This window comes from Shewanella sp. 10N.286.51.B8, assembly GCF_041469325.1.
Lineage (GTDB): Bacteria > Pseudomonadota > Gammaproteobacteria > Enterobacterales > Shewanellaceae > Shewanella.
This window is the reverse complement of record NZ_JBFRKG010000032.1, coordinates 210,186-223,523: the sequence shown is the minus strand read 5'-3', so window position 1 is coordinate 223,523 and position 13,338 is coordinate 210,186. Positions and strand designations below refer to the sequence as shown.

Annotated in this window: 10 protein-coding genes and 1 pseudogene; 4 read left to right on the top strand and 7 right to left on the bottom strand. The window is 38.4% G+C overall.

Features of this window, described 5'->3' with window-relative positions:
• Window positions 1–721: 721 nt before the first annotated feature.
• The 3 genes from AB4160_RS13205 to AB4160_RS13195 form a co-directional block, all read right to left on the bottom strand.
• Entirely contained in the window at window positions 722–1,957 is a 1,236-nt protein-coding gene (locus tag AB4160_RS13205) for a type II toxin-antitoxin system HipA family toxin (protein WP_372004979.1), read from the bottom strand.
• Entirely contained in the window at window positions 1,950–2,225 is a 276-nt protein-coding gene (locus tag AB4160_RS13200) for a transcriptional regulator (RefSeq protein ID WP_372000007.1), read from the bottom strand. The genes AB4160_RS13205 and AB4160_RS13200 overlap by 8 nt, the downstream gene beginning before the upstream one ends.
• Before the next feature lie 1,312 nt (window positions 2,226–3,537).
• The gene (locus tag AB4160_RS13195) at window positions 3,538–3,699 is read right to left on the bottom strand and encodes a hypothetical protein (RefSeq protein WP_372004976.1); all 162 of its coding nucleotides are present in this window, start codon (window positions 3,697–3,699) and stop codon (window positions 3,538–3,540) included.
• Between the two features lie 429 nt (window positions 3,700–4,128).
• Between AB4160_RS13195 and AB4160_RS13190 the strand changes: the two genes are divergently transcribed.
• Window positions 4,129–4,866, top strand: a complete 738-nt coding sequence (locus tag AB4160_RS13190) for a GIY-YIG nuclease family protein (protein ID WP_372004974.1) — start codon at window positions 4,129–4,131, stop codon at window positions 4,864–4,866.
• A gap of 43 nt (window positions 4,867–4,909) precedes the next feature.
• Here AB4160_RS13190 and AB4160_RS13185 read toward each other — a convergent pair whose 3' ends face one another.
• The gene (locus tag AB4160_RS13185; protein ID WP_372004970.1) at window positions 4,910–5,728 is read right to left on the bottom strand and encodes a helix-turn-helix transcriptional regulator; all 819 of its coding nucleotides are present in this window, start codon (window positions 5,726–5,728) and stop codon (window positions 4,910–4,912) included.
• A 287-nt stretch (window positions 5,729–6,015) separates the two neighbouring features.
• Here AB4160_RS13185 and AB4160_RS13180 point away from each other — a divergent pair, with 287 nt between their 5' ends.
• Both AB4160_RS13180 and AB4160_RS13175 read left to right on the top strand, forming a co-directional pair.
• Entirely contained in the window at window positions 6,016–7,353 is a 1,338-nt protein-coding gene (locus tag AB4160_RS13180) for an ADP-ribosylglycohydrolase family protein (protein WP_372004967.1), read from the top strand.
• Between the two features lie 57 nt (window positions 7,354–7,410).
• Entirely contained in the window at window positions 7,411–8,781 is a 1,371-nt protein-coding gene (locus AB4160_RS13175) for a metallophosphoesterase (protein WP_372004965.1), read from the top strand.
• 219 nt (window positions 8,782–9,000) lie between these two features.
• On the opposite strand, the pseudogene AB4160_RS13170 reads toward AB4160_RS13175, so the two are convergent.
• A pseudogene (locus AB4160_RS13170) lies at window positions 9,001–9,264 on the bottom strand (IS4 family transposase); the annotation flags it as partial.
• Between the two features lie 523 nt (window positions 9,265–9,787).
• Between AB4160_RS13170 and AB4160_RS13165 the strand changes: the two are divergent.
• Window positions 9,788–11,110, top strand: a complete 1,323-nt coding sequence (locus AB4160_RS13165) for an ATP-binding protein (protein ID WP_372004962.1) — start codon at window positions 9,788–9,790, stop codon at window positions 11,108–11,110.
• Between the two features lie 160 nt (window positions 11,111–11,270).
• Here the strand turns inward: AB4160_RS13165 and tnpA are convergent, their stop codons facing one another.
• Window positions 11,271–11,612: an IS66 family insertion sequence element accessory protein TnpA gene (gene tnpA, locus AB4160_RS13160; RefSeq protein WP_372004959.1), complete on the bottom strand. Its 342-nt coding sequence runs from the start codon at window positions 11,610–11,612 to the stop codon at window positions 11,271–11,273.
• A gap of 383 nt (window positions 11,613–11,995) precedes the next feature.
• On the bottom strand, window positions 11,996–13,135 hold the full coding sequence (locus tag AB4160_RS13155; protein WP_372004956.1) for a PcfJ domain-containing protein: 1,140 nt from the start codon (window positions 13,133–13,135) through the stop codon (window positions 11,996–11,998).
• Window positions 13,136–13,338: the final 203 nt, after the last annotated feature.

Sequence of the window (13,338 nt, the reverse complement as noted above, 5' to 3'; positions counted from 1 at the left end):
CACCACAATCTACTGTACAAGGTGGTGAGATCGGTGTGCCCTCATTAGGCGGTAGCGGTTTCTGAGTCTCAGAATCAGAGCCACACGCTGTAAGTAACATACAGATAGTAATAAGTAGTATTTTTTTCATGTCATTTCTTAGTTGGGCGGGGAGTAATAAAAGTGAGTTAAAGTGTTAAAATCTTATTCAACTCTAAAGTAATGTACATTCTAAACAGAAGGCACTTATGAGTTAAGCGAAACGCTGGTAGCAGCATAGAAAACGCTAACATTCTCACAATTGTGCTCAAGTCCTTTCACACAATTTTCAATCAACATAACAACAAAGCAAATCAGCAACTTTTGTTTTGCTGTTTGAGCTAAAAAATCAAGAAAAGTATTGATAATTTTGAATGGTATATGAGCTAATACTATAATCAAGATATGGAATTACTCATATTAGGAGCCACCTAATGTTCACAGGAGCAGTAAACTACTGGATGCCTTTTGTTGCAGTTGGGATGTCGCTTATTGTTTGTTTAGGGATATTAATTTATTCGTTGATGACATTCGATAAAAAACAAAACCACCACTAAATAGATAGTTAGGCCTATTAGGTGTTTAAAAAAATGCTGTTATCAAGCCAACTCGAACAATTCTTGGCTCATTACAATCAATATTTTGCATATACACGCCTAAATATCGTGGTACTGAGATCTAGCTTATTACACCAAAATTAATGCTATCGAAGACTATTCCACTTTTCTGTCATATGGTTATCAATACTCGTCAGTAATTGATTAGGGATCCCTAGATTTTTTGCTTCTTGAGCAAAACTTCTGGTCTGTTGATAGATCTCTTCTAACATCTCTCGTAATGGTTTATCACTTGAGTAGCCTGCATGTCCAGCCAGTATATTGAGTGCGTGCTTTGGTGATCTGCCATTGCCATTAAAAGATGTCATATGCTCTTTGTATGGTGAAGGGCTGTAAACAATGTCGTAAAACGGAGATAGTTGCCACTGATCATCATCGTCAGCTAAAAAGGCAAAGTTTTTAGAGTGATCATCTTGGTTAACGGTAATAAAGTTGAACAAAGCGCGTTTAACCAGCTTTCTCGCCTCTCCTACACCACAAAGCATTCGAGTGGCCTTAACCAAATCGACATAATCTAATGATGGCTCCCTAAAGGGAGCGTCCAGTAAACCGCAAGCAGAGATCATGTGGCGCTTACCTTTAGGAGTACAATCAAACCTAGTTTGCTGTAGCCACATTCGTCCTCCCCCAGCTTCAATCAATTCAAATTTAGGTGTATCAATGCCCAGATCACTGGCCATCTGCATATAGGCGTATTCCACCAAGCTCTCTGAATGTTTTAAGTCGAATTTTTCAGAGGTCAATTTCACAATCAGTTTTTCACCAATGGCATTTTCGTGTGTTGAAAACTGGCCATCTCTGGTTTTAGTGACATTGAGTTTAGGGCGAGCACCACCAGAACCAGCCGCATTCATAAGATGCTCAATCAATCTCGATTCTGTGCCCTCAAACTCTTTAACCGCCTCTTGCCCTAATGTTATTAGCTCAACATCCCTAGGATCAGACTCAAGTAGCTCTATCTCAGGTTCATAGGACAATGCGCCAAGGCATTGGTCACCAATATAAGCCAACCGTTGTAATGCGGTGATAAGTTGTTGATTGTGACCATTTTGCCTGAAAACGCGATCCATAAGGTGTAAGCCCCACCCATCAGGAAGACTGTCACCGAACACACCATGAATACCGTAATGGGGTTGCTTGGGGGCTTTTTGCAGGGTTAGATCCGCTTTGATATTAAAGGGAGCAATTGAAGCTGAATGTTGAGCTAAATACCGCTCGTCAAACTGAAAGTAGGTGCCAGTTCTATTTTCAGCCAGCGAACCAACAAGCGCTTTAGATCCGTCGGAAAAGGTTCTGTTTACTCTTAACGGAGTATCAAGCATTTTTTAGCACCTCTTCAATGCTGGTGGGCTGGGCACTAGATGGTTTTGTCAAGGCACGGACTTTGTTCAAATCACCAATAGCTTCATAGAGCATCAAAAACTGCCTCAGTGAAATATTACCGGTGCTTTCAAACTTTCTAATCGTACCATAGGGCACCCCGGAGCGAGTTGATAACTCCTCAACGGATAACTTCTTTAGTTTTCGAGATTGACTTATAAAGTCGCGTAACTCCATTTGAACATCAAAAGCGGTATAGAGACTAAGCATAAAACCTGCTACTATAGTGACAATATAGTTTAAAAAAAGCAATAATTGTCACTATAGTAGCACAAACTATATTTTCATACTATAAACTCAATAAGGGAAGAGTTAAAAGGTAGTACAGCTCGAGTGCAAGCAAAAAACGAAGAGCAAGACTTAGGTCATACTGAATAATGGTGGTGTGTCACCTGTACAATTCGAGAAAGCGTACTATTCTGAGTTGAAAACGGTCTAGTAAAAGCTGGGAAGTCCAGTCTGTCTATTTATTCGCTGGGATGGGAAGTATATTCTACATTAGGGGATGTTGCACATTTGAACTTTTTTGGGTAATGAGCTAAGGAGTGTTGTATTGACTCACTTCGTCACAGCTTGTTATCCGTTAATCTTTAAAAAGGGAGCTGTGTAAATTTGTGCTGCTTAAGTAAAACAGCCCATCATGTTGCCAGAAACAATGTACTCAGTATTAGAAAATCTAGGACGAAAGTACTTCGTCTAACGAATACTTTAAGAATTCTGACTCATTTGGGGGCATAAATAAGCTCGGTATGCTCTTATAATAGTGGCCAAATTCATCACATCACTACAAAGGAAGTGATAGTGAGAATATCATTTTTCAGCTTCGCCTTCAGACAATAATTAATTTAATAGGAATAAACCCGTAAATCAAATTACACATATTTACCTGCCTTGCGTGTAATTATACATCAGTTAGATAATTGCGTGTAATTAGAGGTAACAATGAGGGAAAAACGGAACAGGCATAACTTTTAGGTTGACCACTTGTATCTTGGAGCTTTGGATGATTAGCTATCTCTAAGCTCTAAAATCAGTGAGGATGTTTGTACTGTGGTATGATAATAACATCCCGAATGATAAGGTGAGAGAACGCTTATGTTTACTGATACGGTTAATTATTGGATGCCACTCGTCGCTGTAGGCTTTGCGTCTATAGTATGTTTTGGGATGATAACTTATTTTCTCTATCAACAAAGTAAAAAGAAAAATAAATAGATAGTTAGGCCTATTAGACGCTTTTACCACCAGTGATTTTATAAACTAAATTCAATGCCTTACATGCAAATCTCGTTAACCATGAGACGTTTATTGGTCTTAAAATGGCCATTTGAGACAGTTTCCCCCCACCCTTCCCTGAGTAATAAAGCTGAATTTTTCACGTGATGACAAAGCGCAACCGACTCGGATCGGTACTTATTTGGACAGACTAAGCACGCCCCCCTCAACATTCACACCGTTTTAAAAAGGTGTAATGAGCGAGTAGAATGCGTTCTTATGCATTACAATAATGGACAATAAATAGTTAAAATAAAGGCGCAGACAGAGGTGCTTTGCTTTTACGCACACCCTTCAAATTTGAGCTACGATTCGCTGAGGGAGGAAAAGCATCATTGATGACTTTCTCGACATATCTGGCTTGGCGCGCCGCTTTTTCAGCTTTCAAGGCTGCGTAATTATCACTCATTTTAAAGCCTCCACTCGTTAACGCTTTACCTAAGAACATTTAACACTATCAGTAACACCCTATAATTAAAAGCCATCAAGTGCAGTAGTCTATTAAGGCTTTTAATTCAAAACCTTAAAAAATTTATTTCACAATGAGACGTTAATTTGTCTAAAAATGGACATTTCAGACAGTTTTGCCGGTATATTTCTGAAGTATAAAGCTTCAATCAACTCACCCAACTGATAGTATTCTGATCAAGCACAATCTGTACGTTTTCATGCTATGTCAGTGGGTATATTCGCTAACCGCAAACGCTATTATGAGTCTAGCTAAAAGCTAGTACTGAAGGTCAATTTAAATACAGAGAAATTACAGAAAATAGGGTAAAGTGCTGAAATAATGTATATTACATTTAGAGAAATGCTATTAGAGACCTCATATACTACAATGGAAAAGCATACAATTTTATACATAATGCGTTCAGTGCATTTAGATGGACGTATTTTGGTTAATGACAAAAAGATCGGAGTTACGGGTAAAGGAAATGCTACATTACGGTCGAGAATTTCCCAGTTATCAAGTACAAAAAATAATTTTGGTGCACAATGTATTGCTGCTTGGAATATCGATAAAGAAGATAGTAACTCAGCACTACACTATGAAAAACAACTGCACGCTTTATTTCAAAAACAAGTAGTTCCCTGTACTACAGGAAACAAAACAGAATGGTTTTATGATGATGGCGGTAATCAAATTGATATAATTGAAACTGTTTCCTCCCTAGCTGATAAATGGAAATTAAACCCTGTCGACGTTTATAAATTACAAGATGCAAATGCCAAACTGCTAGCAATTAGAGCAACAAAAGCTTCGTTTGAGCAAGTACTCTCTGTCGTGAAAACATTCACCTCTGCTAAAATTATGAGTTCAGCGCTAACAAAAGATTGCGTTAGAATTACAACTGACGATAAAAGATCTTTCCATATAAATGTAAGAGCAGATCTAAATAAACAATATATTAGTATCAGCAAAACAAAAAATGATCATAAACGCTTTGAAAAAATGTGTAATGAACATCAATTAAAATGGGAAATTTCAAACAAAAGTGGAAACATCCGTGTATACGTGAAGAGCCCGAGAGATATTGCTAAAATACTTGATATTTTTTATGACGAAGGGATTTAGTAAACATCAAAATATAAATAACTTACAGATTCAGATAATAAACTCACAGTACTGATAACACTAAATGTGACATACCGATATCACCTGCTGGTTTAACACCTAACCTATCCATAACATAACCAACAACTGCTTTGCGACAACAAATAATCAACTTGTTGTTTTCCATTAAATAGTCTCTAGCTATTAACTTTTGTTGATCAGTACTGTAATTAGGGTTTGGGGTAATAATAAGCTGCGACTTTTGATGCCAATCCGCATCTTCAGAGGGGTTTTCTAACCTCTCACCTAATCCATCTTCAACTTCACTAATTCTATTAAGTACAAAATCCCTATAATCTCGATGTTTCTCACAGTAAGCTCTTACATGCCACCTTAAACCACAAAAAACCAAAGTATGTGGAGCAATAATCCTTTGCTCGCCTTTTGGTGAATTCATTGAAAAATATCGCACTTCTATACGCATGCCTTCGCGAGAGGCTTTAATAAGAGGCCTTAATACATCAGATTTTATTTTGCGTTCAGGAACTGTTAGCACTTCAGTGAAGCATTTTGGTAGTGGTATAGTCGTTAGTAATCCATTTATCGTTTGATTATTGTGAATCAAATTTAAGTATTCACTCGCCAAACCCTGAGTGAACTGAGGTGAAAAACTCTTAGATGGTTCATACCCACGTTTAGAAGGATTATAGATTAAATTATTTGGCGCAATCTTAAGGTAGTTTTGAATGTCTTTTGATGCTTGCTGACGCCCAATACCAAATGCACTACACAAATGATTAGTAGTTAAACGCCCTTCCCATTGGACAAATGTTTCGATTAAGCGATATCGAAGTAAGACTTCCCAGCGTTGAACTGAAGACATGCTTGTACCTTACAATTTGATAAAAATTCCTGCTATATATGACTTTTATCTGCCTGATTAGGCGACATGTGTATGTATACAGTAATTGCATGTAGCCATCAACTACAGGTAATATTGTTTGTATTCAGTGTGCGACCTACAACACTAAACTTGATACTCATTTTAAGACTCCTTCTTTTCATTTCCCTAAACAAACAAGTTAACACTCAATACCATAACTGATTATGTTGTAACGAGAAAAATACTGAATACCTGATTGCTTAACTCAATTAAGGAAGAATATGACAATGAAAATTGATACCGCTCAAGGTGCATTACTAGGACTTGCTTTAGGTGATGCATTAGGTACAACACTTGAGTTTAAAACCAAAGACAGCTATCAACATATAACTGATATCGTAGGTGGAGGTCCATTTAAATTAAAGCCTGGTCAATGGACTGATGATACAGCAATGATGTTATGCCTCGGTAAAAGCTTACTTATCACCGGACATAATGATTTAGATGACCAGATGAATCGTTACGTCGATTGGTACAAAAATGGCACTAATTCATGTACAGGTCATTGTTTTGACATAGGTAATACCGTTCGTAATGCTCTTACATCATTTACTAAAACAGGTGTAGCTATAGCTGGCAGTGAAGACAAATACTCAGCTGGAAATGGTAGTTTAATGCGAACAGCACCTATAGCACTAGCATTTTACGACTCACATTTTACCACTTTAAAAACAGCATCTTACCTTTCATCCTCTACAACTCATGGGGAGAAACGCTGCCTTAATGCTTGCGAGTTAATGAATTACTTTCTTTTTACTCTTCTTAAGCGTGATAAAGCTATCAACAAGCAAACACTACTTTCGTTACCACAAGCATTTATAGACAATGTCGTAATAGATTGGCACGAAGATATTAAAGAAATAGCCTTAGGTAGTTATAAAGAGAAACACCGTGACGACATAAATGGGTCTGGATTCGTAGTTGAATCAATTGAAGCTGCATTATGGTGTTTTTACCATAGTAATGATTTTAAAGAGGGTGCGCTTCTCGCAGCTAATTTGGGGGATGATGCTGATACAACCGCTGCAATTTATGGTCAACTCGCTGGTGCTTTTTATGGAGTAACACAATTGCCTAGTGACTGGTTAGAGATACTTGCTTGGCGAGATGAAATAGCTCAACTTGCAGTAGATTTAGTCACAATGCCAAACAATGAAGTTATTAGAGATTTCTTGCTGAAAAACCTAAATATTCTGCAGCATCATAGTCCAGATGTACAAAATGAAACCCTTTTATCTTTCAATAGTAGAGATGAGTTAATTTCAACTTTAGTCAATAGTGCCTATGAGTTTAACATCGTCCTCACAGAGTTTGATTGGCCTGAATGGGCAGAGCGATTTACTAGAAAAGTTAGAATGCATAGTTTTCAAGAATGGCTGTCAGATGCTGACAGGGTGGAATGTATCAAATACTTAACTATGCATATTAGACAAGATCGCTTTAGCGATGGATATATTGAAAAAGTGATACTTAGTAAAGAATTACCCCAGGTTTTACACAAATTAATGTGTACCTCTCAGAATCAAGATATCCAAGAACAACATGTTGAATCAGACTTTTTTTGATTCTTCAGACACTATGATTCTTATGTAAATTAATCAATATTTGTTAGGAAAAGAAGTATGACAAATACCTCAAAACAGCACTCGCAGGTAAAACATCATGTCATCGAGCAAGGTGATTATCAATTGGTTTTTATCGGAGATATACATGGTCAACATCAAAAGCTGCTAGATTTACTTAAGCACATTGATTTCAATTACTTAGACAGCGGCTCTAGTATAGAATTCATGCGCTTAGTCTTCCTTGGTGACTTAATTGATAATAAGCTTGAAAAAAATGTTGATCACCTAGCTTGTTTACAGTTGGTTAAAATGCTCGTAGATAGAGGTTTAGCTTACTGCATAATGGGAAACCATGAATTTAATGCTATTGGATGGGCAGAGCAAAATAAAAACGGACTACCTTTACGTGACCACAGCGACAATAACTATCTACAGCATAGAGTTTTCTTATCACAGATCGGTGAGAATAATAAACAGCATAAATACTGGATTGAATGGTTTAAAACCCTTCCGCTATTTTTAGATTTCGGCAACATACGTGCTATTCATGCATGCTGGCATCAAAAATCTATCGAGAACATAAATCCTTTTTTAAATCAGGATAATAGCCTAAAGATTACTATGTTTCCAGAAGCATTCAATCCACAATCTAAGCTTTATCAATTTATTGAAACGTTACTAAAAGGCCCTGAAATTGACTTACCTGAGGGTGCTTTCTTTTTTGATAAAACAAATACAAAGCGAACAAAAATTCGCTTACGTTGGTGGTTAAAAAGTTTTGAAACCTATCAGCAGTCTGCTCAGGTTCAAATATCAATGAAGCCTAAGATCCCAACACTTCCGATGCCTACAGAGATAAGTTTTGATGAAATTACCATTCCTGTAGTAATAGGCCACTACACGCTTGAACACTTCCCAACCAAACTTTCTGATAAGGTTGTTTGCGTGGATTACAATGCAGCTAAGGGTGAAAACCCACTAGTCGCCTACACCTGGTATGCTCAAACACTAACCAATGAAGGTACATATGAAAATTTGTGCCATGAAAATAATTTCGAATTTATTATGGATGATAACCAGACAATAACTGATGGTTTAGATTCATTATTGCAGCCAATAATAAATTCGCTTCCTGAAACTAAAATGACACCAGCATATAATCTATTTCTAACGCAAGTAAGTGAATGGTTATGGAATGAATGGGATCCAATTGGCATCAATGATAATCAAGAGTGTCGTGATGAGTATGAAGGTTACGTCCAAATATTTGCCAAGCTAGCATGTCATTTAAGTCAGGCAGAGTTGAGTGCATATATTTCTTTAATCTGTAATTATCAATTGAACATAAGCATCGATAAAGTAGAAACTGAATCAATTAGGCTTGCCTATGATTTAAAGAGAATTGCTGAAAGCCTTCATCTAAAGTAAGTTTTTATTTTTCACGCCCTATGAAATCTTTCAGTTCATCGAATTGGTTGAGTGCAGGGGCAAAGTATTTTAAGTAACTGGGGGTGCGAATGTCATGCTCAAGTATATTTGACTCAGAGTTATAAACGTAAATAGCCTCTCCTGTACCCCTTAATTTAGGCTGAGATAGGTTTATTAAGAAGCCCATATCCGACAATCTCTGAAGGACAGACCCTGAATTTAATAGGATGCTTGTGGTTCCCTCACTAAACCCTGCAGCATCTTAATCGCTAACTGCCAATGCGATTTCAACAGCTTCAAATTCCTATCTTTATAGGCTCTCAAGCCAATAAACTGGTTTGTAAGTACATTGCGGTGCTTTATTGAGTTCGCTTGATATTGCCTGTGTTTATCGGCTGCTTTGACAGCTAAGCCAAGCAGATAAAGTATAAATTGTGAAAGACAGGCGATGAGTAGAAGTACGCTTAATTTATCTTGGTTCCTTGTGCGACCCTGTAGCAGATTCTGTGTAGCACCTAATGTCACATCACTTAGACCTACATCATTTACTTCGTCAAATGCATTTAAAGATATTGAGTTCACATCATTAATTGGTTTGTTATGTTTCTGCTTTGTCCCCTCTTTGCTACACTGATCTAATAATCTGGTCACAAACCCCGCCCTTTAAGTAACTTATATAAACCATCAATTTTAGCCTGGGACTTTATTGTCTAAAATTGGTTTTTTTAGACAGTTTAACCCCGCTCATTGCTGAGATTTAAAAGCTGAGTTGTTAACAAGTAAAGCGCAGCACATGACAGGTAATTCAGTTCACTATTGTGTGGTTTATTAGCAAATAGCTAAATTAGGTTCGGACAAGCCTATCCCTAGATATCCCCTTGTTCTGCTCATCTATAGCGCAGACAATTGTAAAGCACCAACATTTAATGCGCATAAAAATGTAAAAACTTGCTTTTTTATGCGCATTAAAGTGTAATGTGATTATATGTAAGTGCTGGAGTTCGTCATGCAAAGGTCATTACTGAATAAACTACTAGAGTGGAAAACGCGATCCGAACGTAAACCTCTGCTGATCGATGGTGCTCGTCAAACAGGCAAAACCTATCTGCTTCAAAGCTTACTGGGTAGTAAGTTTAATCGCACCTTACGGATCGACTTTCTTGAATCTCCCGAGATGGCTGATGCTTTTTCAGGTTCTCTTACACCCACAGATCTCATCTCTAATATTGAGCTACTGACAGGTGAAGAATTCGAGCCGACAACGGATCTGCTTTTATTGGATGAGATAGGAGAATGCCCCCGCGCAGTCACGTCGCTTAAGTACTTCGCTGAAAAAGCACCTCACATGTATATTGCAGCAAGTGGATCTAATATCGGCTTGTTAGACAGCTTCCCTGTTGGCAAAGTCGAGCAGCACAACCTTCACCCCCTCTCCTTTCATGAGTTTCTACTTGCATCTAATGAAGCCCCACTCATTAAAGCATTTGAAGGGCAGGTAAACAACGCAGCAGCACATACAAAATTATTCGACAAGCTTACTGACTACTACTTCACTGGCGGTATGCCTGAAGCGGTAAACAGTTGGTTTGCGCCAGCTAATGACAGTATTCTTGAGCGAATAGCGGCTGTGTCTCGTGTTCAAGCCGACCTAATATCCGGCTATCAGCGTGACTTTGGTAAGCACTCAGGCAAAGTCGATACTGGCTTGATTGAAGCTGTATTTAATAATGTTCCTTCTCAGCTCTCAGCGGTCATAGACGAGTCAGTCAAGCGCTTTAAGTTTAAGGGAATACATGAGCGAAAATCTCGTTACGGTGAGCTAGAAAGCGCAATTACTTGGTTAGAAAGATGCCGATTAGTATTAAAGAATTTCCCCATTGATGGCATGCCTAAAAGTCCACTCGCTGCCTATAAGAAAAATAATATGGTCAAGCTATTCCTGTTTGACGTTGGCCTTCTTAACCATATGCTAGGGATCAGCTACAAAGAGGTTAAGCAACAGGGCTTTGACTACAAGGGCTATGTTGCAGAAAACTTCGTGCAACAGGAATTAGCTGCACAAGGTATCGACCCAACGTATTCATGGGGTGATGCACGAGCTGAAATTGAATTTATTATTACTGATGAGCAAGGTAGGGTTGTTCCGATTGAAGTCAAAAGCGGTAAGCGCACTAGAGCCAAGTCTTTAGTGTCATATATCACTAAGTGCCAGCCCCATAAAACAATAAAACTGACAGGTACTCAGGGCTCTACAGCAACAGAAACAAAGAACCTCGTTGTCCCACTTTATTTCACTGAGTTTGCCGTGAAGGAATATTTAAAAAGATGAAGAAAGGTACCTATTTAGAAGCTTGGATAATGACTAATTGATTTACAGCCTTACTCTTATCATTCTAGCAATTATGCAGCGGCTTGAGTTCTATAGCTCAGGAAACTCTAGGATGGCCGCATCGTGCCAAAGCTTGCACTGCGAATATACGAAGCCAGTTTTAAATAATGGCAACATGATTTAAAACGGTAGTGTAGGCGCTTCGTTTAAGTAGGTAATTTGCTGGCAACGAGCCTGGGAAAGTCCATAATCCAGTTTGATGCTGTAAACAGATAACTTGTTGAGTATCACTAGTTTGGGTTTGGGTCGTCACATCTGTTGGCGTTGCCACTGTTACTTTAGCAAAAGGCATGACCGTTTTAATTTTAGCCTTGTTGGCTTTACGGGCATAAAAAGTACTGGTACTTAATTTATGCTGACGACAGAAAGCCGTGATCGTTAAGCCGCTAGCGGGCTGCTGTTTTATCAAAGCAGTCCAATCTTCATGTGAACGTTTAGCCATATTAACTCCTGATGTATAGTCAGGAGTTAAAATAAGGGATCAATGAAAGCAGTTGAAGATGTACTTGCCCGGACGCTTACCTTTATTCAGAGTCTTAGGGTCATCCGGTGATACAGATGGTTCACTCTTATCGCGGTGAACAGCGCTTCATACGACCTCAGGTCGCACGGACATTTCCGAGTTAGATATTTAAATCTAATTCGTGAGTTTCGGATTAAAATTTCTATGCTAAGTGTAGTGGTCAACTACAAATGAGAGGCCAAATTCACCGTACCACTACACCCCTTAAAGAACGCCCCATCATAAGGGCAAAGCATCACTAAACTGCCGCCTAAAAATCTGTCAGTTCACGTCAACCTATGACGCTTATTAATCAAACATATTTATTCCGAACCTTGTTGCAATTTCAACACCTTTTTTACTCTCTCAAACCAACTGTAAACTAACTCTCGGGTTTCAGTTGTAGGCAGCGCATTACGCAAACCTGCAATTTGGTCCAGCTCGATAATGCCTGTTTGTTTGTTAAGCTTGATACCAATGGTGACTCTTTGTGGTTGGTTCAAAGTGAACACACAATAATGCCCAGAAACAATGCGAGTATGATAAACCGCAATACAGTGGTGTTGTTCAGCACCTTCTGTGAAAAGCTCATCATAATTTTTGATAGCTACAATGTTTGCTTCATCTGGCACTAGAATAGAATATGGTTTGTCGGCATCAACAGGTCTTAATTTTTCACGCCTTATGTCATTACGCCTATTTATCCATTGCTGATGCAAATGCTCTAGCTCGGCAAATGACGATAACTGACTAACACGTTTACCTGGGTCATTTACCCCCAGCTCGACTCCCAATGCGAGGGTATCTGATAAACATGAACGTAATGCCCTTCTACCTAGTTGGTTTTCACTGGCTATCGCCAGTCCTAGCTTAGTGCCCGTTAGAAAGGGGTATTTATTATCTAAGCTTAATGCAACATAGTTAACTGAAGGGTAATGATTAAAAGCTCTATAGCGTCGACAGTGTTTATCTAGCTGTTTTTTAACATGCTCTAACTCTAAATTTCGTTCATAGGTCAGGGTTAATTTATCAATAAACTTGAGCACAGACTTAGCACCATCATAGCCTAGACAATGCAATATTTGTCGTTGGCCTAATTGGCTAACAGCTAATGCCATTTGGTTATCTACGGTATAATGCTCACAGATTAACACTAACAATAGTGGACGAGTGATGAGTAATTGGGCTGCTACGTCACTATTGGCAGCAAGCCATAACAATTGATATTGATGCTCAGGAAATGCTTGAGTTTGTTCTAAATACCCTGTGGGAATGTTACTCAGCCAGTCATCTAAGCATTGCTCATCGTGGATAATATCAAAACCCAGTCCAAGACCTCCTTCAAGTAACTCTTTGGCCTTAGTTTTAAAGACTCGATATGCCTGTAATTTACTGTGCCAGTCATGTAATTCAATATCATAATCAAAGCCAAATGCACTTGTGGGAATAGAGATATATTGCAAGTTACACTCCTTAAGTTGTTTGGGTTTTGCGTAAAGCCAATAAGTATTCATCACTGTAACCACCACAAAGTTGAATAAATATCGTTCGATTAGTACTGTTGACAGGAAGCTGAAACCTCCCTACGGTTTATTCTATGAGCTTCGGATATCCCTGCTAAATAATGCAGCCCACCGAAGACAAGCGAAAAGCCATTTCTAAATGG